Source organism: Candidatus Competibacteraceae bacterium (assembly GCA_016699715.1).
Classification (GTDB): Bacteria; Pseudomonadota; Gammaproteobacteria; order Competibacterales; family Competibacteraceae; genus Competibacter.
This window is the reverse complement of record CP065007.1, coordinates 1314083-1338851: the sequence shown is the minus strand read 5'-3', so window position 1 is coordinate 1338851 and position 24769 is coordinate 1314083. Positions and strand designations below refer to the sequence as shown.

The window sequence follows — 24769 nt, the reverse complement described above, 5'->3', positions numbered from 1 at the left end:
CGCGGGCGGGTCCGACACCAATTCGGGCGGTTGCGGTCTATCGAGCGTAGGCCCCAACCCATGTAAGGAGCAGTCATGAGCTACAAGATCAGCAAATCCGACGCCGAGTGGCGGGCACGGTTAAGCCCGGAGCAGTATCGAATCTGCCGCCAGAAAGGGACGGAACCGGCCTTTACCGGGACGTATCACGATTGCCACGAACCGGGGGTTTATCGCTGTGCCTGCTGCGGCGCCCCGCTGTTCGATGCCGGGGCCAAGTTCGACTCCGGCACCGGCTGGCCGAGTTTTTGGGAGCCGGTGGAGGCGGAGAAGGTGACTACCGCCGAGGACCGTGGTTTGTTCATGCGCCGCACCGAGGTGCTGTGCGCGGATTGCGGGGCTCATTTGGGCCATGTGTTCGATGATGGTCCGGCCCCGACCGGCCAGCGCTATTGCATCAATTCGGCATCGCTGAAGTTGGAGGACAAGACGGGTGAATGACCCGGCGATGACCGAGGCGTGGCGCGCCGGGAAACCGGCTTAGCGCTGGGCAGTGGGATTTTCCAGCACAAAACCGCAGGCCGCCGGTAAGCGGTCCTCGGACGGCGGCCGAGGTTTCCGGTAAGGGCGCGGCGACAGTACCGCCCGCACGATGTCCCGCACCCAGTTGCTCAGGTCGGAGCCGCATCCGTCATCGAGCGGGATCGGTTTTTGCGGCTTGCACTGATCGGAACCGGGTGGGCAGGCCAGCCGGACGTGAAAATGGGCATCGTGTCCCCACCACGGCCGCAGTTTATACAGCCAGCTTCGGTCGGTTTCGCTGGCGCACAGCGCCTGTTTGATGATCGGATTGACGAAAATCCGCTCCACTTCGGGCGCCAGGGCCGCCTGTTTCAGCGCGTCCCGATAGCGCGGTGACCAGCGGGAGTTGTTCAACACGCCTTCGTCGGCGCGCACCATCGAGAGCATCTCAATCCGCTCCACTTCGCTGCGCGACAGCAGCCGGTCGCGCGGCTGTTGCAGGAACCAGATATCCGCGTCCAGCCCGCTCTGGTGGCTGCGGTGGCCGTTCGGCATCGGGCCGCCGCGCGGCTGGGCCAGATCGCCGACCAGCAGCCGCCCGCCACCCGCCGCCGTTTGCCGGCCCAGCCGCTCCACCAGCCGCACCAGCAGAGGGTGACCGTAATAGCGGTTGCGGCTGGGGCGCATGACCTGATAGCCCTCGCCCGTTAGCGGCAGTGCCATCGCCCCGCCGATGCAGCCGGCGGCGTAGGAGCCGATCACCTGTGGCGGACCCGCCAGCGGATAAGCGATTCTGCTCCACGCATTGCCAGCCCAGGCCGGTGTCCATCCCCAAAGCAGCGAAATCAGTAATGCGGCGAACCGAAGCGTCATGGTATTCCCCCTCGAAGCACAACCCAGTTTCTTAAGCTTATCATCGCCAAGGGCAATGTGCTCAAGACACTGGAGTTGCCGCCGATCCTGGAATTGGCGGATGTATTGTCTGCGTTATTGGGCGGGAGTCGGGATGGGGAGTACTGCTTGATATGCTGGCGGCTTTAGTGCGAGGCGCGGACATTTTCGCGGACATCTTTCTTGGTTCATCGGGCATAACACTCTATGCCCCAATGGAAAAATGAGCCTTGAGAGGTGGACATTCCAATGGACCCGAACGCTTGGCGGCGGCTGGATCGGTGGATTGAAACGGCCCGATTCGGTCCTTTCGCCTTTCAGATGGGGACTGATCCCAGTGAAGTCGCGTTGCTGTTGTCAAGACGCGGCGGCATTGGCATCTGTTGCCCTCTTTGAGTTGTGGAAGCGTGGACTGCCGAGATCAATCCCCCCTGCCGCTGACGCGGCACCCCCCTTTGAAAAAGGGGGGGTTGGGGGGATTTCCGCTCTTGGGTCGACTACAACTCATTGAGGAGAGCTATAAAAGCCCCTTCGAGGAAGGGGGTGTTACGTTGAATCCGAGAAAAAGCTATCGGCTCCGGAGCGCCGGACATTCCCCAATCAATTCCGCCTGGCCGTCTTCGTCCACCGTTTCCAAGCGCACCGTGAAGCCCCATAACCGATGCAAGTGCTTAAGCACTTCCTGAGCGCTGTCGGTGTGCAGCGGTCGGCGATTGTAGGGCATGTGACGCAGGGTCAACGAGCGATCTTGACGGTGGGCGACGTTCCATACCTGGATGTTGGGCTCGCGGCTGCCGAGGTTGTACTGATCGGCCAACGCCAGCCGCAGCCGCCGGTAGCCGGCCTCGTCATGGATAGCGGTGATCTCCAGATCTTCCTGCATATCGTCGTCCAGCACCGCGAACAACTTGAGATCGCGCATAACCTTGGGTGACAGATACTGGGCGATGAAGCTCTCGTCCTTGAAATTGCGCATGGCGAAGTCCAGCACCTTGATCCAATCCTGCCCGGCGATGTCCGGGAACCAGTGGCGATCCTCGGCGGTGGGTTCCTGACAGATGCGCCGGATGTCGCTCATCATGGCGAAACCCAGCGTGTAAGGGTTGATGCCGGAATAGTAGGGATGATCGAACGGCAATTGCTGAATGACGCTGGTGTGCGATTGCAGGAACTCGATCATGAAGCCATCGTTGGCATAGCCCTCGTCATAGAGCCGGTTCATCAGGGTGTAATGCCAGAATGTGGCCCAGCCTTCATTCATCACCTGGGTTTGGCGCTGTGGATAGAAATACTGAGCGATCTTGCGCACGATGCGCACCAGCTCACGCTGCCACGGTTCCAGTAGCGGCGCGTTCTTCTCGATGAAATACAGCAGGTTTTCCTGCGGCTCGCTCGGGTAGCGCGACTCGACCGCGGCGGTGGCTTCGGACGCTCGAACCGGTACGGTCCGCCACAGGTCGTTGAGCTGCGATTGCAGGTAGGTCTCCCGCTCCTGCTGGCGCAACTTTTCTTCCCGCATCGACAGCGGCGCCGGATGCTTGTAGCGGTCCACCCCATAATTCATCAGCGCATGACAGGAATCGAGGAACAGTTCCACCTCTTCCTCGCCATGGCGCTCTTCGCACTCGGCGACATAGTTGCGGGCGAACAGCAGGTAATCGATGATCGCGTCGGCGCTGGTCCAGGCGCGAAACAGATAGTTGCCCTTGAAAAAAGAGTTGTGGCCGTAGGCGGCGTGGGCAATCACCAGCGCCTGCATCATGGCGGTGTTTTCCTCCATGAGATAAGCGATGCAGGGGTCGGAGTTGATTACGATTTCGTAGGCCAGCCCCATTTGCCCGCGCCGGTAGTTCTTCTCGGTCAGCACGAACTGCTTGCCGTAGGACCAGTGCTTGTAACCCAGCGGCATCCCCACCGAGGAGTAGGCGTCCATCATCTGCTCGGCGGTGATGACTTCGATCTGGTTGGGGTAGGTGTCGAGCCGGAACTCCTCGGCGGCGATGTGGCCGATGACTTCGTTGTAGCGCTCCAGCATCGGGAAGGTCCATTCGGACGACTCGGCAATCAGTCGCGACGCACTCATGACACGCGCCTCTTGAACAGGTCCCGGAACACCGGGTAGATGTCGGCCGGCCCGTCGATCTGCCGCATGGCGAAGTGTGGGTGTTGCTCCTTCACTTCCTCGTAGGCTTCCCACAGGCTCTGATGGCGGTCCGGGGTGATTTCGATGTAGGCGTAGTAGCGCACGAACGGCACGATCTGCTTGAGCAGGAGGTCCCGGCAGGCCGGCGAATCATGGTGCCAGTTGTCGCCGTCCGAAGCCTGCGCCACATAGATATTCCAACTGGCGGTCGGGTAGCGCGCGACCATGGTCTCGCCCATCAGGTGCAGGGCGCTGGACACCACGGTGCCGCCGGTCTCGCGCGAGTAGAAGAACTCCTGTTCGTCCACCTCCTTGGCCACGGTGTGGTGGCGGATGAACACCACCTCGATTTTCTCGTAGTTGCGTTTGAGAAACAGGTAGAGCAGGGTGAAAAAGCGCTTGGCCAGATCCTTGCGCGCCCGATCCATCGAGCCGGATACGTCCATGATGCAGAACATCACCGCCTGAGTGGTCGGCTGCGGCTGTTTGACCCGATTGGTATAGCGCAGGTCGAAGGTATCGATGAACGGCACCGCCCGCGCCCGCGCCCGCAGGCGTTCGATCTCTTCGATCAACTCGCGGGCGCGGCTTTCGTCGGCCGGCGGTTCGTCCAGCAATTGTTGCAGTTGATCTTCCGCCTCCCGCAGCCGGCGAGTGTAGGGCGCGGCCAGCGCCATCCGTCGCGCCATGGCTCCCTTCAGCGAGCGCACCACATCGATGTTGGCCGGGTTGCCGGCGCTGCTGAAACCGGCGCGCACCGACTTGAATTCGGTGAGCTTGGCCAACTGGGTGCGCACCAGATTGGGCAGTTCCAGATCCTCGAAAAACAGCTCCAGGAACTCCTCGCGCGACAGCTCGAACACGAAATCGTCTTCGCCCTCGCCACTGTTGCTGGCCTGGCCGCCGCCCGCGCCGCCGCCCGCGCCACCTTGCGGTCGGGCGGCCCGGTCGCCGGCGACGAATTCCTTGTTGCCTGGGTGGATGGCTTCGCGCCGACCGCCCGGTCCGTGGCCGAACACCGGTTCGGACAGATCGCGGGCGGGGATGTTGACTTTCTCGCCGTTATCGATATCGGTGATGCTGCGGCCGTTCATGGCCTCGGTCACGGCCTTCTTGATCTGATTCTTAAAGCGCCGGATAAAGCGCTGGCGGTTGACGGCGCTTTTGTTCTTGCCGTCCAGCCGTCGGTCGATAAGCGTGGCCATGCGCGGTTTCCTCCGTTTAGTCCGTTTACGATGCCTTGCGGACCCGCAGATACCAGTCGGACAGCAAACGCACCTGCTTGGCCGTGTAGCCCTTGGCGACCATTCGATCAACGAAATCGGCGTGTTTTTTCTGCTCGTCGGCACTGGCCTTGGTGTTGAAGCTGATCACCGGCAACAGGTCCTCGGTGTTGGAGAACATCTTCTTCTCGATCACCGCCCGCAGCTTTTCGTAGCTGGTCCAGGCCGGGTTGTGGCCGGCGTTGTTGGCCCGCGCCCGCAGCACGAAATTGACGATCTCGTTGCGGAAGTCCTTCGGGTTACTGATGCCGGCTGGTTTCTCGATCTTTTCCAGTTCGGCGTTGAGCGACGCCCGATCGAACGACTCGCCGGTGTCGGGATCGCGGTATTCCTGGTCCTGAATCCAGAAGTCGGCGTAAGTAACGTAGCGGTCGAAGATATTCTGCCCGTACTCGGAATAGGACTCCAGGTAGGCTTGCTGAAGTTCCTTGCCGATGAACTCGGCATAGCGCGGCGCCAGGTAGCCCTTCAGGTAGGACAGGTATCGCTCCTCGGTCTCGGCCTGGAACTGCTCACGTTCGATTTGCCGCTCCAGCACGTAGAGCAGATGCACGGGGTTGGCGGCGACTTCGACATGGTCGAAGTTGAACACCTGCGACAGAATCTTGAAGGCGAAGCGGGTGGAAATGCCGTTCATGCCTTCGTCCACCCCGGCGTAGTCGCGGTATTCCTGCATCGACTTGGCCTTGGGGTCGGTATCCTTCAGATTCTCGCCGTCGTAGACCCGGATCTTGGAGAAGATGCTGGAGTTTTCCGGTTCCTTGATTCGGGTCAGGGTCGAGAACTGGGCCAGCATCTCCAAGGTGCCGGGCGCGCAGGGCGCTTGCGACAGCGAGCTGTTGGTGAGCAGTTTCCGATAGATCTTGACCTCGTCCGATACCCGCAGGCAGTAGGGTACCTTGACGATATAAACGCGGTCGAGAAACGCCTCGTTGTTCTTGTTGTTCTTGAAGCTTTGCCATTCCGACTCGTTGGAGTGGGCCAGAATGATCCCCTCGAACGGGATCGCCGATAGCCCCTCGGTGCTGTTGTAGTTGCCTTCCTGGGTGGCGGTCAGCAAGGGGTGCAGCACCTTGATCGGCGCCTTGAACATTTCCACGAATTCCATCAGTCCGCGATTGGCGCGGCACAGGGCACCGGAGAAGCTGTAGGCGTCCGGGTCGTTCTGGGCGAAATGCTCCAATTTGCGGATATCGACCTTGCCCACCAGCGAGGAAATATCCTGATTGTTTTCATCACCCGGTTCGGTCTTGGCGACGGCGATCTGATGCAGGATCGACGGCCGCAGTTTCACGACCCGGAACTGGGTGATGTCGCCGTTGTATTCCTGCAAGCGCTTGGCGGCCCAGGGCGACATGATGTGGCGCAGGTAGCGGCGCGGGATGCCGAAATCCTCTTCCAGGATCGGACCGTCCTCGTCGGGATTGAATAGCCCCAGCGGCGATTCGAACACCGGCGAGTCGGCGATGGCGTAGAATGGCACCTTCTCCATCAACTGCTTCAGCCGTTCGGCCAGCGAGGACTTGCCGCCGCCCACCGGACCCAGCAGGTAGAGGATCTGCTTTTTTTCCTCCAGGCCCTGCGCGGCGTGCCGGAGATAGGAGACGATTTGCTCGATGGCGTCCTCCATCCCGTAGAATTCTTCGAAGGCGGGGTAGAGCCTGAGCACCTTGTTCTGGAAAATGCGCGACAGACGAGGGTTGTCGCGGGTATCGACCAAACTCGGCTCGCCGATGGCTTTCAGCAACCGTTCGGGGGCGCTGGCATAGGCGTTCGAGTCGGTCTTGCACAGCTCCAGATAGTCGTGCAGCGATAGCGTTTCTTCGCGGCTCTCTTCATAGCGCGATACATAGCGATTGAAAATCTTCATCGGTCATACCTCTCTATATGGTCGCGGGAGCGGGGCGGCTTCCCGGTACGAGCCTTCGGGTTCAACTGCGACGATTCCTTCCTCGATCCTGGCGTCCCCGGCGCGGACCGGCGGCGGGAGGGCCGCCGCGGATCTCCAGCGTATTCCTGGCCGGATCGACCGAATGACCCCGGTGCCGGGTGGTTGCGGTCGGCTTCCTCCGCTGACGCTGCTCGGGGAGATGCAGCAATTAACGGACCAACCGCCGCTGGTGGCTGGCGAGGTCGGGGCGCGGTTGCCGGGTGGAGCGTAAACGGATTCCATCCGGGTATTGTTCGAGGTGAAAACAACAAAATCAGTTAGTTGATGATGCTTGATTCACCTGAAATCAGGCTGAACAACCGGTGGGGCCGGGCGTGAGCAGCCATGCGGCGCAGTCGATCGAAGAGAATGAATCGTCTGCTAATTGCACAAGTTTAGTGCAACGCACTCAAACTGACAGCTGGTGCGTTGACTGGTTTGTTCGTTGCGCCGCGCGGGGTTCGGTTCCAAGACCTGATAGACCACGGTAGTGGCGGGCGGTTCAGAGGTGGGCCATTACGGTTGGGAGGGAGGCGGCTTTGTTGCTAACATCGCCCGCCACGTGGACGCATAAGCTTACAAGGCATGCCATGAAGATTATCAGTGACTGGTTTCGTCAGCTTTTCAACGATCCCCAGGCGGTCATTTTGACCGTCGTACTGGTGCTGGGCACCAGCGTGGTCCTGATCATGGGCCGAGACCTGGCGCCGGTGTTGGCCAGCATAGTCATCGCTTACCTGCTGGATGGCGTCGTGCAACTCTTGCGGCGTTGGTTGCATTTGCCGCGGCTGTTGGCGTCCGTACTGGTGTTTGTCCTGTTCGTCGCCTTCGTGCTGTTTTTGTTGCTGGGCTTGTTGCCCATGGTTTCCCAGCAGTTGTCCCAGTTGATTCAGCAACTACCCAATATGATCGTCAAAGGTCAGAACCTATTGCTTAGTCTGCCGGCGATGTACCCGGAATTCATCACCGAAGTGCAGGTGCTGGGCGTCATCAACGCCATGAAAGCCGAGATCGCTACTTGGGGTCAGAGCGTGCTGTCCTGGTCGCTGGCGGCGGGGATGGGCATCATCACCATCACCATCTACGTGGTGCTGGTGCCGCTGCTGGTGTTCTTCTTTCTGAAGGATAAGGACTTGATCCTGAGCTGGTTGCACGGCTTCCTGCCGCATGATCACACCTTGGCGCAGCAGGTCTGGCGCGAGGTGGATCGGCAGATGGGTAATTATGTGCGCGGCAAGTTTTTGGAGGTGCTGGTGGTCTGGGCCGCGACCTTCATGGCCTTCGCTCTCATGGGCTTGCAGTTTGCCATGCTGCTTGCCCTGATGGTGGGGCTGTCGGTGATCGTGCCCTATATCGGTGCGGTGGTGGTGACGGTGCCGGTGGCGCTGGTGGCGTTTTTCCAGTGGGGCTGGGGTTCCGAGTTCATGTGGTTGCTGGGGGTTTACCTGATCATTCAAGGCTTGGATGGCAACGTGTTGGTGCCGCTGCTGTTTTCCGAGGTGGTCGATTTGCATCCGATCGCCATTATCGTGGCGGTGCTGGTGTTTGGTGGTCTTTGGGGGTTCTGGGGGGTGTTTTTCGCCATCCCGCTGGCGACCGTGGTGCAATCCATCCTAAAGGCGTGGCCTCGGCCGGCGGTGGTGGTGGAGTCGGAGTCGCTCTGACCGCTCGCCGCAGGAACCAACTCAGACCGTCGGGCAGCTTGACGATGGTGAACCAGAAGTCCTTGATGGATTTTACTACGGCGCAGGCTGGGCGGCTGGCGCCGCCCATCCCCGGCTCACAGCAGCGGCGACAGCAGCCGGGCGGTGGATTGGCCCAGCCGTTGGCCCAGGGTGGCGCGCCGGCCTGGTTTAACATAGCGGTGAGCGTGGCGCAGGTCGGCGGCGAAGCCGCGAGCCAGTTGCCCGGCGAGGCCGGCGTCGTACAGCACCGCCATCGCCTCGAAATTCAGCGTCAGGCTGCGGTTGTCGAAATTGGCGCTGCCCACCGTCGCAATACGCTCGTCCACCACCAGCAACTTGGCGTGCAGCATGGGCGGGCCGTACTCGTGAATCGTGACGCCGGCACCGACCAGTTCGTCGTAATAACTCCGCGCGGCGGCGGAAACTAGCCGCGAATCGCTTTGCTTGGGTACCAGTACCCGTACCTCCACGCCGCGCAAGGCAGCGGTGATCAGGGCGGCGGTCAGCGCCTCGTTGGGGACGAAGTAAGGCGTGGCCAGCAGGATTTGTCGCTGGGCGCCGACGATGGCGGCGAAATACAGCTTGGCGATGGCGTGGCGATCGTTGTCGGGGCCGGATTCGACGACTTGCAGCCATGGACCGGCCGCTTCGGCAAAATGGGGGAAAAATTCCGGTTCGAGCGGTTCCTGGCCGGTGGCGAAGTACCAATCTTCCAGAAAGATGAATTGCAAACGATGGACCGGCTCGCCCTCGATGCGCAGGTGTAGATCGCGCCAGGCATCCGGTCCTTGCTGGATATTGCTGTGAGCGTCGCTGACGTTGATGCCGCCGGTGAAGCCGATCCGGCCATCGCAGACCACGATCTTACGGTGGGTGCGGAAGTTGACATGGCGCAGGCGCAACCGGCGCGGGCCGATGGGGTTGAACCAGGCGACCTGGACCCCGGCGTCCCGCAGGGGTTGTAGAAAGCGGCGATTGGCGCGGTCGGAGCCGATGGCGTCCAGCAGCAGTCGCACTCGTACTCCGGCGTGGGCCTTGTTGGCCAACAGATCGCGCAGTCGGGTGCCGATCCGGTCCGGTGTCCACAGGTAATATTCCAGATGGATGTGATGCGTGGCGGTGGCGATACCTGCCTCGATGGCCTCGAAACAGGCGTCGCCGGTTTCCAGCGGGAGAACGGCGATGGCCGGCGTGGGCGCGCCCTGGCCGACCCGTTCCAGCAGCAGCGCTAGTTGCCGCTCCAGACCGGCGTCGGGAAAGTGGGGCGGAATGGCCTGATCGGGGCGTAGATCGCGGGTGGATTGAATCAGGCGTTCGCGGGCGCGGCCGTAGCGCCGCCGGCGCCGATGCAGCCGCCGCGGTCCGAACAGCAGATACACCAGGAAGCCGAAGTAAGGCATGAACAGCAGGGCCAGCAGCCAGGCCAGCGTCGCCGCCGGCGAACGACGTTCCAGGATCAACCCGACCGCGACCAAGGCAATCCACAGCAGCCAAGCCAGCGAGAATAGAGCGAGCAGGTGATCGGTCATGCGTGGCGCTTAAAGCCGGTCGGACGCGAATTCGGCCAGTCGCGAGCGCTCGCCGCGACGCAGGGTGACGTGACCGCCATGTGGCCAGTCCTTGAACCGGTCCACCACGTAAGTGAGACCCGACGTGGTTTCGGATAGATAAGGGGTGTCGATTTGGGCGATGTTGCCCAGACAAATTATCTTGGTACCGGGGCCGGCGCGGGTGATGAGGGTTTTCATTTGCTTGGAGGTCAGGTTCTGGGCTTCGTCGATGATGACGTACTTATTCTGGAAGGTGCGGCCACGCATGAAGTTGAGAGAGCGGATCTTGATCTTGCTGCTGAGTAGATCGGCGGTGGCGGCGCGGCCCCATTCGCCGCCTTCCCGCGGGGTCAGCACTTCCAGGTTGTCCATCAATGCGCCCATCCAGGGCGTCATCTTTTCCTCCTCGGTGCCGGGCAGGAAACCGATGTCCTCGCCGACCGGAACGGTCACGCGGGTCATGATGATCTCGCGGTAGCGCTTCGTATCCAGCACCAGCGCCAGTCCGGTCGCCAGCGCCAGCAGTGTCTTGCCAGTGCCGGCGGCACCGAGTAGGGAGACGAAATCGATCTCCGGGTCCAACAGCAGATTGAGCGCGAAATTCTGCTCGCGATTGCGGGCGGTGATGCCCCAGACCGCATGATTGGGGGTGGTGTGATCCCGGAGAATTTCGATGACGGCTTCCAGGCCGCGCAATTGGCGGACGATGAACGCCGCATCGGTTTCAGCTTGAAACAGACCTTGATTCGGATGCCAGTTGCTTATGTCGGGACCGTGGACCCGATAGAAGGTACGGCCGCTTTCCTTCCACGATTCCATCTCCTTGCCGTGGCTGTCCCAAAAATCGGCCGGCAGGTTGTGTGTGCCGCCATAAAGCAGGTTGACGTCGTCCAACACCTGGTCGTTGTAATAGTCTTCGGCGTGGATACCGAGGATGGCGGCCTTGATCCGCAGGTTGATGTCCTTGGAAACCAGCGTGACCTGACGGCGGGGATGATCCTGTTGCAGGGTCAGCGCCATGCCGAGAATATCGTTGTCCGGGGTGTTGCCCGGCAGCGTGGCGGGCGGGCTCAGGCGGGTGGGGCGAATCTGGAAATAGAGCCGGCCACTGGTTGGTTCCCCGTGGTGATTGGCGGGGCCAGGCAGGGCTAGGCCCCGTTCGATCTCGTCCTTGCTGGCGCCGGCGATCAGATCATTCAGGAGGTGGCTGACCTGACGGACGTTGCGGGCGACTTCGGAAACGCCCTTCTTGGCGCGATCCAGTTCCTCCAGCACCATCATCGGCAGGTGGATATCGTGCTCCTTGAAGCGAAACAGGGCGGTGGGATCGTGCATCAGCACGTTGGTGTCGAGCACGAATAGGCGGCGGTCGGCCGGATGAGGGGAGGGAGTCGTGGCGGCGGTTTGGGGTATCGGGGCGGAATCGGGCGTCATGGCTCGGGCTTGCGGGGTTGAGCGAGGGAACGGGAAGGACCGGCACGGCGGGCGCGGCGGGCATGTGGACCGGGTGTCGGCGTGGGTTACGAAGCCATGGATTCCACCGCCGCCAGCACTTCGGCGGCATGACCATCGGGTTTGACCTTGCGCCATTCCCGCCGCGGCACGCCCTCCGAATCGATCAGGAAGGTACTGCGTTGCACGCCCACTACATCCTTGCCGTACATTTTTTTCGGTTGTAGCACGCCGAACAGTTGGCACAGGGTCTGGTCGGTGTCGGCGATGAGATGAAATGGAAAGTTTTGCTGGGCGCGGAAACGGTCGTGGCTGCGCAAGCTGTCGCGCGATGCGCCGAACACCACCGCGTTCAGAGCGGTGAAGCGGTCGTGCAGATCCCGGAACTGCTGGCCTTCAAGCGTGCAGCCCGAGGTATTATCCTTGGGATAGAAATACAGGATTACCAGGTGGCCGCGCAGTTCGGAAAGCCGCACGATCCGGTCGCCGGTCGCGACGGCGCTGAAGTCGGGAACAGGCTGGCCCACGGTCACGCTCATATCGGTTTACCCCTTGATCGGTTCCAGCACCGCGTCCAGGTTCAGGTCGTCGCAGAAGTCCAGGAATTCCTCGCGCAGCAGGGCGATGTGGGTGTTGGCCGGAATGCCGATGGCCAGGTTGACCGAGAACATCGGCGTGCCGGTATGCGGCGCGCTGTAGCTGCGCGTGACCATATCCTCAATGTTGATCGAGCGGCTGGCGAAGAAGCCGGCCAGGTGATGGACGATGCCCGGTTGGTTGACCGCCACCACTTCCACGGCGTAGGGCAGGACATCGCCCGCCGGCACGCGGCCCTCGGTGCGTTTGGCGACGATGGTCAGGCCCAGCGCCTGCTCCAGCCGCTTGAGCTGCATTTCCATCTTGGTCAGGGTATTCCAGTTGCCCTGGACCAGCAGCAGGATGGCGAACTCGCCGCCCAGCACGGTCATACGGCTGTCCACGATGCCGCAGTCGCATTCCAGGATCACGCGGGACAGTTCGTTGACCAGGCCGGGACGGTCTTCGCCGAGGGCGGAAACGACCAGATAATTTTTCACGGACGGAGCTTCCTACGGGCAAATAACCAAGGGATGATAAACCGCAGTGTACAGGCATCCAGCAGGGGTGAAAACCGCCCTCGCGCCGCGCCGCGCGGGCGCTTGTCAAGCTTGCCCGGTATCCGTACCATGCGGTGATCGTTTGGAAAATTAGAGAGTATAAGATTATGTTTCGTGGCAGCATGGTGGCGATCGTTACCCCAATGCGCGCGGATGGCGCGCTGGATCTCGAAGCGCTGGCGCGGCTGGTGGAATTTCATATCGACAACGGCACCGACGCCATCATCGCGGTCGGCACCACCGGCGAATCGGCGACGCTCGATTATGAGGAGCACATCGCGGTGATCCGCAAGGTGGTGGGGCAGGTCAAGGGGCGGATTCCGGTGATCGCCGGCACCGGCGCCAACTCCACCCGCGAGGCGCTGCATCTAACCCAGCGCGCCATGGAGACCGGCGCCGACGGCTGCCTGCTGGTAACTCCTTATTACAACAAGCCCACGCAGGAGGGTTTGTACCAACACTACAAGCTGATCGCCGACAGCGTGGCGATTCCGCAGATTCTGTATAACGTGCCCGGTCGCACCGCCTGCGACATGAAGCCGGAAACCGTCGAGCGCTTGGCCGATATTCCCAACATCGTCGGCATCAAGGAAGCCAGCGGCAGCATCGAGCGCATTCAGGAACTGGTGAGACGCCTCGGCGATCGCATGGACGTCTACAGTGGCGAGGATGGTATCGCCGCCGAAGCGATTCTCAACGGCGCCAAGGGGACGATTTCGGTCACCGCCAATGTCGCGCCGCGCGCCATGCACGAGATGTGCGCCGCCGCGCTGGCCGGCGACCGCGCCCGGACCGAAGCCATCAACAACCGGCTGACCGAACTGCACAAGGCGCTGTTCCTCGAATCCAACCCGATCCCGGTGAAATGGGCGGTCAACCAGTTGGACCTGATCCCGCCGGGCATCCGGTTGCCGCTGACGCCGCTATCCAACGCCTTGCACCCGGCGGTGCTGGCGGCGATGCGGCAGGCGGGAGTGATTGGATAAAACCATGACGATGCGATTCTCGTTTTCCCTTTGGCGCGTGACCGCGCTTGCCGTTACCATCCTGGCGATTTCTTCGGGTTGTTCCACCAGCTTCGATACCCTATTACCGGACCGGCGGCCGGATTACCGGCAAAGCACGGTGTCGCAGCCGCTGGAAATCCCGCCGGATCTCACTGCCTCCACCATCGACGACACCTTGCTGGTGCCGGAGCTCAACCCAGCGGGTTCAGCCAGTCTGTCGACCTACGCCAAGGAACGCGGTGGACCACAAGCGCAGGCCCGCGCGCCCGAAGCGGTACTGCCGCCGCAGCCGGGCATTACCCTGGAGCAGGACGGCAACCAGCGCTGGCTGGTGATCGCGGCGCCCACCGATCAGGTGTGGTCCAAGGTTCGGGAGTTCTGGACCAGCAACGGTTTTATCCTGAAGCGCGACGATCCCACCATCGGCATCATGGAGACCGACTGGGTGGAGAACCGCGCCGATATTCCCCAGGACGGCCTGCGCGGCCTGCTGAAAAAATATCTGGATATCCTCTACTCGGCGCCTACCCGCGATAAATTCCGGGTCCGGCTCGATCGCGCCTCGGACGACAAGGTGACGGATCTGTACCTGACGCATTATGGGGTGGAGGAAGTGGCGGTCGGCGGCACGTCCGCCAGCGCCAGCAATGCCTACATCTGGCAGCGGCGACCCTCCGATCCGGAGTTGGAAGCCGAAATGCTCAACCGGCTGACGGTCTACCTGGGCGCGTCGGAGAAGCGCGCCGAGACCCAGCAGGCCAAGGCGGCCGCGACGACGGGCCCACGCGTGCGCCTGGTCGAGCAGGGTGGCGAGAGTCAGTTGATCATCGACGAGGACTACTCCCGAGCCTGGCGGTTGGTGGGACTGGCGCTGGATAGCAGCAATTACGCGGTGGAGGAACAGAATCGCGGTCAGGGCCTGTATGTGGTCGAGTATCGTGATCCCGAAAAAGAGAATCAGAAACCGGGTAGCGACGCGGGCTTTTTCTCCAAGTTGGCCTTCTGGCGCGATAAACCGGAAGCACCGGCGGTGGGAACCCGCTACCGGGTTCGGCTGGCGGGCCAGGGTGCGCACACCCTGGTAGTGGTTCGCAACAGCGACGACCAGCCCGATGATTCGGCCGGCGCCCGGCAGGTGTTGGACGTCTTGCAACAGGTCATCAAGTGATGGCGCATGGCGAGCGGCGATTAATGGTTCGCCACCTCGCCATGTCTCCGCCCGTTGTGGGATGCACTTTGCGGTGAGCGCGGACATCCGGCGGTTGCCGCCACAACTGGTCAGCCAGATTGCCGCCGGCGAGGTGGTCGAGCGCCCGGCGGCGGTCGTCAAGGAACTGATGGAAAATAGCCTGGACGCCGGGGCGACCCGCATCGCCGTTGAAGTGGAGCAGGGTGGGATACGGTTGATCCGGGTGCGCGACGACGGCGACGGCATCGCTCCCGACCAACTGGCGCTGGCGCTGGCCCGCCACGCCACCAGCAAGATCGCCAGCTTCGAGGATCTCCAACAGGTTGCCAGTCTGGGTTTTCGCGGCGAGGCGTTGCCCAGCATCGCTTCGGTATCGCGGCTGACCTTGACCTCCCGCGTCGCCGGTCAGGACAGCGGTTGGCGCATCGGTGGTGACGGCGGCGATACCTTCGGCGAGCCGGTTCCGGCGCCGCATCCGATTGGCGCCACCGTCGAGGTACGCGAGCTGTTTTTCAACGTTCCCGCCCGGCGTAAATTCCTGCGAGGCGAGCGCACCGAGTTCGGGCATATTGAAGAAGGTGTTCGCCGGCTGGCCCTGAGTCGGTTCGCGGTGGGATTCCATCTGTGGCACAACCAGCGCACGATATTGCGCCTGGAACCGGTACCCGACCGGGAAGCCGGCGCCCAGCGGCTGGCGGAGTTGTGCGGCCGGGAATTCGGCGCGGCCAGCGTGTGGGTCGACCGTGCCGAGACCGGTTTGCGGTTAACGGGTTGGTTGGGCTTGCCAGCCGTGTCGCGCGCTCAAGCGGACTTGCAGTATTTTTTCGTCAACGGCCGACCGGTGCGCGACCGGATCATGGCGCACGCGGTCCGGCAGTCCTATCGGGATATCCTCTATCAGGATCGTCAACCGGCGGTCGTGCTCTATCTGGATATCGATCCTGATCGGGTCGATATCAACGCTCACCCCGCCAAGCATGAAGTGCGTTTTCGGGAAAGCGCGCTCGTCCACGAATTCATCCGCCGCGCCGTGCAGGCGGCGCTGGCCGAGATCAGGCCCGGCACGGCGCCGCAACCGGTTGTCCAAGCCGGCGAGCGCTGGCGACCCATGGATGGACCCGGCGGCGGACCCGTTCCGGCGGGTCGCTGGGAGGCCCGCCAGCCGGGGTTGCCGTTGCGAGTGGGCGAACAGATGGCGGTTTACGGTCGGATGCACTCATCTTCGGCGCCCGAACCGACTCCGACCGATCCCCCTCCCGCCGCCGATGCCGAACGACCACCGCTGGGCTACGCGCTCGGCCAATTGCACGGTTGCTATGTGCTGGCGGAAAACGCCGCTGGGCTGGTGGTGGTGGACATGCACGCCGCGCACGAACGCATCCTGTACGAACGATTGAAGCGTTTGCAGGCGGAAGGCATGGTCAAAACCCAGGCGTTGCTGGTGCCGGTGACGCTTGCGGTGGGTCCCAGGGAGCGTCAGTTGGTCGAGGAGCACGGCACGCTGTTCGCCCAGTTCGGTCTGGACGTGGCGGTATTGGGACCGGAGACCCTGGCGGTGCGACAGGTGCCGGCGCTGCTGGCGGGTACCGACATCGCCGGGATGGTGCGCGACATGCTGGCCGATCTGGCGGTGCACGAAACCAGTGACCGGCCGGAAAGCGCCAACCAGGCGTTGCTGGCCAGTCTGGCCTGTCACGGTGCCATACGCGCCAACCGGCCGCTCAACCTGCTGGAAATGAATGCCCTGCTGCGCGACATGGAGCGCACCGAACACGGTGGTCAGTGCAATCATGGTCGGCCCACCTGGGTGCAACTGACGCTGGACGAGCTGGATCGGCTGTTTCGGCGTGGGCGCTGAGCGTGGGGCGTTACAAGGGCGGTGATGATGGGTGAGACGAGCCTGAAGGCCGATCGTGAACGTACCGATCCGCGCCCGCCGGTGCTGTTTCTGATGGGGCCGACCGCTTCCGGCAAAACCGCGCTGGCGGTGGCCTTGACCCAACGCTTGCCGTTCGAGATCGTCAGCGTGGATTCGGCCATGGTCTACCGGGGAATGGACATCGGCACGGCCAAGCCCGATATGGATACCCTGCATCTCGCCCCGCACCGGCTGGTGGATATTCTCGACCCCGCCGATTCCTACTCCGCCGGCCGGTTCCGGGCCGACGCTCTGGCCGAGATTGCCGCCATTCAGGCCAGTGGTCGTTTCCCGCTGTTGGTTGGTGGCACCATGCTGTACTTTCGAGCCCTGGAGCGAGGTCTGGCGGAATTGCCGGTCGCCGATCCAACGATTCGTGCCCGGCTGGTCGAGGAGATGGCCGAGAGTGGTAGCGCGGCGGCGCATGTCCGGTTGGCGCGGTGCGATCCGGTGGCTGCCGCGCGGATCCATCCTCACGACGCCCAGCGAATTCAGCGGGCACTGGAAGTATACGAACTGACCGGGCGTCCGCTCACGGAACTTTGCGCCCGACCGTGCGACGAAACATTACCGTTTCGAGTCGTCAAGCTGATTTTGGCCCCGGCGGAGCGGCGGGTTATACATGACCGCATTCAACATCGATTTCAGCTCATGCTGGAGCAGGGTTTCATTGCCGAAGTGGAACATCTGCGCGCGCGCGGCGACCTGGATTTGGCCAAACCCTCAATGCGGTCGGTCGGATATCGGCAGGTTTGGGAATACCTGGACGGCTTGTTGGATCGCGTGGAGATGATCGAGCGCGCCGTGGTGGCCACGCGCCAGTTCGCCAAGCGGCAGTTGACCTGGTTGCGCGCGGACGCGGCGGCGGCATGGCTGGACAGCGGTCAGCAGCGGTTGCTGGAGCAGGTCGTTGTCGAATTGCGTGCACGCGGGTTTTTCCCCAAGGACGTGCGACGCTTATGCTAGTATTCAGGCGTTTTAGACCGGCGGCTGTTTCACCGTCTTATGCTAGTATGCGAGCGTTTTAGACCGGCAGCTGTTTCACCACCGGCGCGAGCGCGGTATCTTGGGAACTGGGTTATTCCCGCGAAAATACATGCTGGGAACGTGGCGAGCCGGTCCAATGAGTATTTCTGAGGGGGTAGGCACGCATCGTGCATGACGCCTGCGGTTTAGGATGATTTCAAGAATCCTTGAGATTTTTTGTATGTTTCGTGCCCATAACAACAAGGGAGAATCGTAATGGCGAAAGGTCATTCCCTTCAGGAACCGTTCTTGAATGCATTGCGCAAGGAACGAATTCCGGTTTCGGTCTATTTGGTCAATGGGATCAAGCTGCAGGGCCAGATCGAGTCTTTCGATCAGTTTGTGGTGCTGCTCAAGAACAGCGTCAGTCAAATGATCTACAAACATGCCATTTCCACGGTCGTGCCGGTGCGCAACGTGCGCTTGAATCTGGCAACGGACGACGGCATCGCCGGCGATCCGTCCTGATAGGTCCGAGCGGAATTACGGGGGGCGTTTTGTTCGAGCGTCCGCGCGGCGGCGAACGTGCTGTTCTGGTGCATCTGTCGCTGGATAAGCCCGAAAGCAGTCAGGACTTCACCGAGTTTCAGGAACTGGCCGCATCGGCGGGCGCCGAGTGCGTGGCGCTGATTACCGGGCGACGGCGCGCGCCGGATCCCCGCCTGTTCGTCGGCGGCGGCAAGGCCGAGGAAATCCGGGATGCGGCACGGAGCGGCGGGGCGGAGCTGGTTATTTTCGATCACGCCCTGTCGCCCAGCCAGGAACGCAACCTGGAGACACTGCTACAATGCCGAGTTCTGGGTCGTACCGGCCTGATCCTGGATATCTTTGCCCAGCGGGCGCGCAGTTTCGAAGGCAAGCTGCAGGTGGAACTGGCGCAGTTGCGCCATCTATCCACTCGGTTGGTGCGTGGCTGGACGCACTTGGAGCGACAGCGCGGCGGCATCGGGCTGCGCGGTCCTGGTGAAACCCAGCTTGAAACCGACCGCCGCCTGTTGGCCGACCGAATACGGCAGATACGCCTGCGTTTGGATCGGGTCGAACGGCAACGTGAGCAAGGGCGACGAGCCAGACGCAAGGCCGATCTGCCGACGGTCTCGCTGGTCGGCTACACCAACGCGGGTAAATCCACCCTGTTCAATGCCCTGACGCAGGCCGGTGTCTATGTGGCGGATCAGTTGTTCGCCACCCTGGATCCGACGCTGCGGCGACTGAATCTACCAGGCGCCGAACCGGTCGTGTTGGCCGATACCGTGGGTTTCGTGAGCCGCCTGCCGCACGAATTGGTGGCGGCCTTCCGCGCGACTTTGCGGGAGACCTGTGAAGCCAGCCTGCTGCTGCATGTGATCGATGTTGGCCATCCGGATCGAGACGACATCATTGCCCAGGTGGATGCCGTACTGACGGAGATCGGCGCGGCGGAAGTACCCCGCTTGCAGGTGTTCAACAAGATCGATCTGATGGGTGAGTCGCCCCGGCTGGAGCGGGATGCTGAAGGACAACCACGGGCCGTCTGGCTGTCGGCGGCGTCCGGCACGGGAACCGATCTGCTGGTCGCGGCGCTGGCCGAGCGGCTGCGGGGCGAAACCGTGCATGGCTGGTTGTGTCTACCTCCGGCGGCCGCCCGGTTGCGAGCCCGCCTGTTCAATCTGGACGCCGTGGTGGATGAACGGATCGGACCGGAGGGAGAATGGTTGATCGAGGTGCGTACATCACGCGGTAATATGGATCTGCTCCGTCGCCGGGACGGCTTGCAAGCGGAATGGGTGCGTTCGGGTCTGGCAATCCCGGCGGTATGAAGAATATCGGAGATAACGAATTTTGAGGTACGACATGGCCTGGAATGAACCGGGAGGCGGTAATCGCGATCCCTGGAGTGGAGGCGGCCGCGATCAGGGGCCACCCGATCTGGATGAGGTAATCCGCAAGCTGTCGGATAAGTTTGGCGCCCTGCTGGGTGGTCGGCGAGGCGGCGGCGGCGGCGGCGGCAGTGGCGGCGGTGGATCCGCGGGCTCCGGATTTGCTGGGGTCGGTCTGGTGGTCGGGCTGATTGCTCTGATCGGTTGGTTGATCGCCAGTATTTACATCGTCAACGAGGGCGAGCGCGGCGTGGTGCTACGCTTCGGCCGCTATCTGGAGACCACGCTGCCGGGTCCGCACTTGCGATTGTTCCCCATCGACCGGGTGGAGATCGTGAATGTCGAGCAACGGCGCTTCCGGGAAATCGGTTATCGCTCCGGCGGTAACGGTGGCCGGCAAGCGGCGATCCGCTCGGTGCCGAAGGAGGCGTTGATGCTGACTCAGGATGAGAACATCGTGGATGTACGGCTGGCGGTGCAATACCAGGTCAAGGATCCCCGGGCCTACCTGTTCCACCTGATCGATCCGGAAAGCGTTCTGGTTCAGGTGGTGGAAAGCGCCGCACGGGAAACCATCGGCAAAAGCACCATGGATTTCGTGCTGACCGAAGGCCGCAGCGATATCGTGGCCGATATCAAGACCCTGAGCCAGCGTATCCTGGACAGCTACGGCCCGGACCAGCCAGTCGAGGCGCCGCCGACGGGGGAGGAAGCGGTGCAGGCGGGATTGAATAAACAGCAGGGTGGCGCCGGTCTGCAAATCGTGACCGTGGTGCTGCAGGATGCCCAGCCGCCGGAAGAAGTGCAGGATGCGTTCGCCGACGCCATCAAGGCGCGCGAGGACGAACAGCGGCTCAAGAACGAAGCCGAAGCCTACGCCAATGAAATCATCCCGAAGGCGCGCGGTCAGGCGGCCCGGCGGCTGCAGGAAGCCTCGGCTTATAAAGAACAAGTCGTTGCCCAGGCACAGGGCGAGGCCAGTCGCTTCGAGCAGTTGTTGTCGGCCTATCAGAAGGCGCCGGAAGTCACTCGCGAGCGCTTGTATCTGGAGACCTTGGAGTCGGTGTTGTCGCAGACGAGCAAGGTGTTGGTGGATGTCAAAGGTACCAACAATTTGTTGTACCTGCCGCTGGATCGCCTGCTCAACCCCGCGGCGGGATCGAGTGCGGCTGGCGCGGCGGCGGGAAGCTCCTTGTCGGAGACCTTGCCCGCCACCTCGTCGACATCGATCGACGGCAGCGCGGCGGCCACGCGCTTGCGCGATCTTAACCGCGGTCGGGAGGTGCGCTAATGGCTCTATCTCAATTGCCGGTATCCCGGAACGTGTTGCTGGGCGCGGTCTCCGCCGTCGTGCTGCTACTGTCGCTGTCGCTGTTTACGGTGGATGAAACCCAGACCGCGCTTCGCTTTCAGTTGGGTGAAATGGTCGAGGCGGACTACCAGCCGGGCCTGCACTGGAAATGGCCGTTGATCAACAATGTCCGCAAATTCGATCGGCGCTTGCAAACCCTGGATACCGAACCGGAGCGGTTTCTGACCGCCGAAAAGAAGAACGTCATCGTCGACTCCTTCGCGATGTGGCGAATCCAGGATGTGCGCCGGTTCTACACGGCGGTGGCCGGCGAACCGATTCAGGCCAACGTGCGGCTGGATCAGATCGTCAAGGACGGCCTGCGCAGCGAATTCAGCAAGCGTACCATCCAGGAAGTGGTATCGGGTGATCGCGACCAGATCATGGAAACCTTAAGTCGCCTCCTCAAGGAGCAGGCCAGGCAGTTGGGGATCGCCGCCGTGGATGTGCGGATCAAGCGGATCGATTTGCCGGCGGATGTCAGCAGCTCGGTGTTCAGCCGCATGAAGGCCGAGCGATTGCGGGTGGCCAAGGATTTTCGCTCGCGTGGCGCCGAGGCCGCCGAACGCATTCGCGCCGACGCCGATCGGCAAAGCACCGTGACTCTGGCGGAAGCTTACCGCGATGCCGAACGGCAGCGTGGCGAGGGTGACGCCCAAGCCACCGACATCTACGCTCAAGCTTATGGCAAGGACCAGGATTTTTATGGTTTCTCACGCAGCCTGACCGCTTATCGGCAAAGTTTCGGCGACAAGGGCGACGTGCTGGTGCTACAACCGGAAGATTTTCAGTTCTTTCGATATTTCAATAAGCTGCGATGATCGAAAGCGATGGCTGGGTCGGCAACGGTATCGCATCTCCCGGCGGCCGCCATGTGGAATGAACTGCTGGCGGCTTTCGGCCTGATGCTGGTGCTGGAAGGTGTCCTGCCGTTCCTCAGCCCAGGTCGTTTGCGCCAGACGTTGTTGCAGATGGCAAAATTGGAAGATCGCGCGCTACGCCTGGTCGGATTGGCCAGTATGTTGCTGGGGTTGTTGGCGTTGTATGTATTTCGCTGAGTTCACCTAATCCATTCTCCACCGGTTTTTCCGAATCTCATGACTTTTTTTTACCATGACTGCTGAAGATCGCTGGCTTTTGCCCGAAGGTATCGAAGAAATCCTGCCACCCGCCGCCGGCCGGATGGAGCGGTTGCGCCGCAAGTTGCTCGATTTGTACGAGGGCTGGGGTTACGAACTGGTCACTCCTCCATTGATCGAGTTTCTGGAGTCGCTGCTAACCGGTACCGGCAACGATCTGGAACTGCAAACCTTCAAACTGACCGATCAGTTGAGCGGGCGAATGATGGGGGTGCGGGCCGATATGACGCCACAGGTGGCCCGGATCGATGCTCACCTGCTCAAGCGCGCCGGCCCGGTCCGGCTATGCTACATGGGGACGGTGCTGCGCACCCGAGCCGATGGCTTTGGCGGTTCGCGCAGTCCGTATCAGGCCGGAGTGGAGCTGTATGGTCACCGTGGCCACGAAAGCGATCTGGAAGTATTGATGCTGATGCTGGAAACCCTGCAAGCGGCGGGTATCGGCGTGGTGCATCTGGATTTGGGGCATGTGGCGGTGTTCCGCGCGCTGGTCCGTCAAGCCGGACTGGATCGGGAACGCGAGGGGCTGCTGTTCGAGGCGTTGCAACGCAAGGCCTTGCCGGAAATACGTCAGCAACTGGCCGCCTGGGCGTTGCCGGCGCCGTGCGAACAAGCACTGCTGGCGCTGGCCGAGCTGAATGGGGGGCCGGAGGTGCTGGATGAGGTGGACTTGCGTTTGGCGGCGGCCGGCGAGGACGTGCGCGACGCGCTGGCGATGCTGCGGCGGCTGGTGGCGGCGCTGCGGCGGCGCTGGCCGGAACTGCCGGTTCACATCGATCTGGCCGAGCTACGGGGATATCGCTATCACACCGGCGTGCTGTTCGCGGCCTATGTGCCGGGACAGGGGCAGGCGGTGGCGCAGGGTGGGCGTTACGACGAGATCGGCCAGGTGTTCGGCCGGGCCCGCCCGGCGACCGGCTTTAGCACCGATCTGGCGACGTTGTTGTCGCTGGCGCCGCCAGTGGAGGCCACCGCTACCGGTATTTACGCCCCCTCGGTCGAGGATGCGGCGCTGGAGCGGCGGGTGGCGGCGTTGCGGAGCCGGGGAGAACGGGTGATTTGCGCCTTGCCGGGCGCGGCGGCGGCGCCCGAAACTTTGGGTTGCGATCGGCTGCTGGTCCAGCGGGATGGGGAATGGGATGTGATTCCCCCACCGATGCCCTCCGCCGCGAACGAATAGCCTTTAATCAGGAAACATCGGGATGTTGACATGGGCAAGAATGTAGTCGTTATCGGCGCGCAGTGGGGCGACGAAGGCAAGGGTAAGATCGTCGATCTGCTCACCGAGAGCGTCGCGGCGGTGGTGCGGTTTCAGGGTGGGCACAACGCCGGGCACACGTTGGTCATCAACGGTCGTAAGACCGTACTGCATCTGATTCCCTCCGGCATCCTGCGCGAAGGCGTGCATTGTCTGATCGGCAACGGCGTGGTGTTGTCGCCGACGGCATTGCTGGCCGAGATCGATCGACTGGAAGCGCAGGGCATCGCGGTGGCGGACCGGCTGCGGATCAGCGAGGCCTGCCCGCTGATCCTGCCCTATCACATCGCGCTGGATCAGGCGCGGGAAAAGGCGCGCGGCGAACGGGCGATCGGTACCACCGGCCGCGGCATCGGGCCGGCCTACGAGGACAAGGTGTCGCGGCGCGCGGTGCGCTTGGGCGATCTGTTCCAGCGCGAGCGTTTCGCCGCCAAGCTCGGTGAGGTGCTGGATTTCCACAACTTCGTGCTGCGGCATTATTTCCAGGCCGAAACGGTCGACTTTCAGCAGGTGCTGGAAGAGACGCTGGCCATGGCCGAACGACTGCGACCGTTGGCGGCGGATGTGACCGATCTGCTGGACGTGCATCGCCGGCGCGGCGACAATATGCTGTTCGAGGGCGCGCAGGGTGCGCTGCTGGATATCGATCACGGGACTTATCCCTATGTGACCTCGTCCAATACCACCGCCGGCGGCGCGGCCACCGGGACCGGATTGGGGCCGCGCTATCTGGATTATGTGCTGGGGATCACCAAGGCCTATGCGACCCGGGTCGGCGGTGGGCCGTTTCCGACTGAACTGTTTGACGAAACCGGCGAGTATCTGGCCGACCGAGGGCACGAATTCGGTTCGACCACCGGCCGACGACGGCGCTGCGGCTGGTTCGACGCCGTGGCGCTGCGCCGCTCGATCCTCAACAACAGCGTAACGGGTCTGTGCGTGACCAAGCTGGACGTGCTGGACGGGCTGGACAGCATTCGGATGTGCGTGGATTATCGTTGCGGGGTGGAACGGCTGGACCATGCACCCTTGGGCGCCGAGGCGTTGGCGGCCTGCGAACCGATCTACGAGGAGATGCCGGGCTGGCGGGATTCGACCTTCGGGGTACGGCGGTATGAGGACTTGCCGGCCACCGCCCGGGCTTATCTGCGGCGCATCGAGGAATTGGCCGATGCCCCGATCGACATCATTTCCACTGGTCCGGATCGGGCGGATACCATCGTGCTGCGAAATCCGTTCGCGGAGTGAGGGAACGGGAACGCAAAAGGCCCGGTTATCGACCGGGCCTTTTGCAATCTGGTGCCGAAGAGAGGACTTGAACCTCCACTGGGTTACCCCAACTAAGACCTGAACCTAGCGCGTCTACCAGTTCCGCCACTTCGGCTTGATCGTCGCGCCGGTTACGGCGGCAACGGGAGCGCACTATACGGATTGCTTCCCGGCCTGTCAAT

The 24769-nt window shown here is 62.4% G+C and carries 21 protein-coding genes and 1 tRNA gene; 13 read left to right on the top strand and 9 right to left on the bottom strand.

Annotation, left to right across the window (positions count from 1 at the left end; genetic code table 11):
* Positions 1-75 precede the first annotated feature (75 nt).
* Complete coding sequence (gene msrB, locus IPM89_06010) at positions 76-480, top strand: peptide-methionine (R)-S-oxide reductase MsrB (protein ID QQS55356.1); 405 nt, start codon at positions 76-78, stop codon at positions 478-480.
* 39 nt (positions 481-519) lie between these two features.
* Here msrB and mepA read toward each other — a convergent pair whose 3' ends face one another.
* From mepA to IPM89_05990, 4 genes are all read right to left on the bottom strand, one after another.
* Positions 520-1374, bottom strand: a complete 855-nt coding sequence (mepA, locus tag IPM89_06005; GenBank protein ID QQS55355.1) for a penicillin-insensitive murein endopeptidase — start codon at positions 1372-1374, stop codon at positions 520-522.
* 586 nt (positions 1375-1960) lie between these two features.
* On the bottom strand, positions 1961-3475 hold the full coding sequence (locus IPM89_06000) for a SpoVR family protein (GenBank protein ID QQS55354.1): 1515 nt from the start codon (positions 3473-3475) through the stop codon (positions 1961-1963).
* On the bottom strand, positions 3472-4740 hold the full coding sequence (locus IPM89_05995; GenBank protein QQS55353.1) for a YeaH/YhbH family protein: 1269 nt from the start codon (positions 4738-4740) through the stop codon (positions 3472-3474). Before IPM89_05995 ends, IPM89_06000 begins: the two co-directional genes overlap by 4 nt.
* A gap of 25 nt (positions 4741-4765) precedes the next feature.
* Positions 4766-6688, bottom strand: a complete 1923-nt coding sequence (locus IPM89_05990) for a PrkA family serine protein kinase (protein QQS55352.1) — start codon at positions 6686-6688, stop codon at positions 4766-4768.
* Positions 6689-7338: 650 nt separating this feature from the next.
* Between IPM89_05990 and IPM89_05985 the strand changes: the two genes are divergently transcribed.
* Complete coding sequence (locus IPM89_05985; protein QQS55351.1) at positions 7339-8412, top strand: AI-2E family transporter; 1074 nt, start codon at positions 7339-7341, stop codon at positions 8410-8412.
* 116 nt (positions 8413-8528) lie between these two features.
* Here IPM89_05985 and cls read toward each other — a convergent pair whose 3' ends face one another.
* The 4 genes from cls to IPM89_05965 all read right to left on the bottom strand — a co-directional run bounded on the left by cls (position 8529) and on the right by IPM89_05965 (position 12511).
* Complete coding sequence (gene cls, locus IPM89_05980; GenBank protein QQS55350.1) at positions 8529-9962, bottom strand: cardiolipin synthase; 1434 nt, start codon at positions 9960-9962, stop codon at positions 8529-8531.
* A gap of 9 nt (positions 9963-9971) precedes the next feature.
* Entirely contained in the window at positions 9972-11417 is a 1446-nt protein-coding gene (locus tag IPM89_05975) for a PhoH family protein (protein ID QQS55349.1), read from the bottom strand.
* Between the two features lie 86 nt (positions 11418-11503).
* A complete protein-coding gene (locus IPM89_05970) occupies positions 11504-11974 on the bottom strand; it encodes a peroxiredoxin (protein QQS55348.1) in 471 nt (156 codons plus the stop codon).
* Between the two features lie 6 nt (positions 11975-11980).
* Entirely contained in the window at positions 11981-12511 is a 531-nt protein-coding gene (locus IPM89_05965) for a glycine cleavage system protein R (GenBank protein ID QQS55347.1), read from the bottom strand.
* A gap of 167 nt (positions 12512-12678) precedes the next feature.
* On the opposite strand from IPM89_05965, the gene IPM89_05960 reads away from it, so the two are divergent.
* From IPM89_05960 to IPM89_05910, 11 genes are all read left to right on the top strand, one after another.
* The gene (locus IPM89_05960) at positions 12679-13557 is read left to right on the top strand and encodes a 4-hydroxy-tetrahydrodipicolinate synthase (protein QQS55346.1); all 879 of its coding nucleotides are present in this window, start codon (positions 12679-12681) and stop codon (positions 13555-13557) included.
* Positions 13558-13561: 4 nt separating this feature from the next.
* Complete coding sequence (gene bamC / locus IPM89_05955) at positions 13562-14746, top strand: outer membrane protein assembly factor BamC (protein ID QQS55345.1); 1185 nt, start codon at positions 13562-13564, stop codon at positions 14744-14746.
* Between the two features lie 61 nt (positions 14747-14807).
* Complete coding sequence (gene mutL / locus IPM89_05950; protein QQS55344.1) at positions 14808-16625, top strand: DNA mismatch repair endonuclease MutL; 1818 nt, start codon at positions 14808-14810, stop codon at positions 16623-16625.
* Between the two features lie 27 nt (positions 16626-16652).
* Positions 16653-17651, top strand: a complete 999-nt coding sequence (miaA, locus tag IPM89_05945) for a tRNA (adenosine(37)-N6)-dimethylallyltransferase MiaA (GenBank protein QQS55812.1) — start codon at positions 16653-16655, stop codon at positions 17649-17651.
* Positions 17652-17927: 276 nt separating this feature from the next.
* Positions 17928-18179, top strand: coding sequence for an RNA chaperone Hfq (gene hfq / locus IPM89_05940; GenBank protein ID QQS55343.1), 252 nt, complete (start codon positions 17928-17930; stop codon positions 18177-18179).
* 29 nt (positions 18180-18208) lie between these two features.
* Entirely contained in the window at positions 18209-19510 is a 1302-nt protein-coding gene (gene hflX / locus IPM89_05935) for a GTPase HflX (GenBank protein QQS55342.1), read from the top strand.
* 34 nt (positions 19511-19544) lie between these two features.
* Positions 19545-20861: an FtsH protease activity modulator HflK gene (gene hflK / locus IPM89_05930; protein QQS55341.1), complete on the top strand. Its 1317-nt coding sequence runs from the start codon at positions 19545-19547 to the stop codon at positions 20859-20861.
* Positions 20861-21742 carry a protease modulator HflC gene (gene hflC, locus IPM89_05925; protein ID QQS55340.1) on the top strand — a complete coding sequence of 294 codons (882 nt, stop codon included), beginning with the start codon at positions 20861-20863 and terminating at the stop codon, positions 21740-21742. The genes hflK and hflC overlap by 1 nt, the downstream gene beginning before the upstream one ends.
* Before the next feature lie 51 nt (positions 21743-21793).
* On the top strand, positions 21794-21979 hold the full coding sequence (locus tag IPM89_05920; protein QQS55339.1) for a DUF2065 domain-containing protein: 186 nt from the start codon (positions 21794-21796) through the stop codon (positions 21977-21979).
* A gap of 55 nt (positions 21980-22034) precedes the next feature.
* Positions 22035-23240 carry an ATP phosphoribosyltransferase regulatory subunit gene (locus tag IPM89_05915; protein ID QQS55338.1) on the top strand — a complete coding sequence of 402 codons (1206 nt, stop codon included), beginning with the start codon at positions 22035-22037 and terminating at the stop codon, positions 23238-23240.
* A gap of 30 nt (positions 23241-23270) precedes the next feature.
* Complete coding sequence (locus IPM89_05910) at positions 23271-24566, top strand: adenylosuccinate synthase (protein ID QQS55337.1); 1296 nt, start codon at positions 23271-23273, stop codon at positions 24564-24566.
* A 49-nt stretch (positions 24567-24615) separates the two neighbouring features.
* Here IPM89_05910 and IPM89_05905 read toward each other — a convergent pair.
* Positions 24616-24702 (bottom strand) — tRNA-Leu (locus tag IPM89_05905).
* Positions 24703-24769 lie beyond the last annotated feature (67 nt).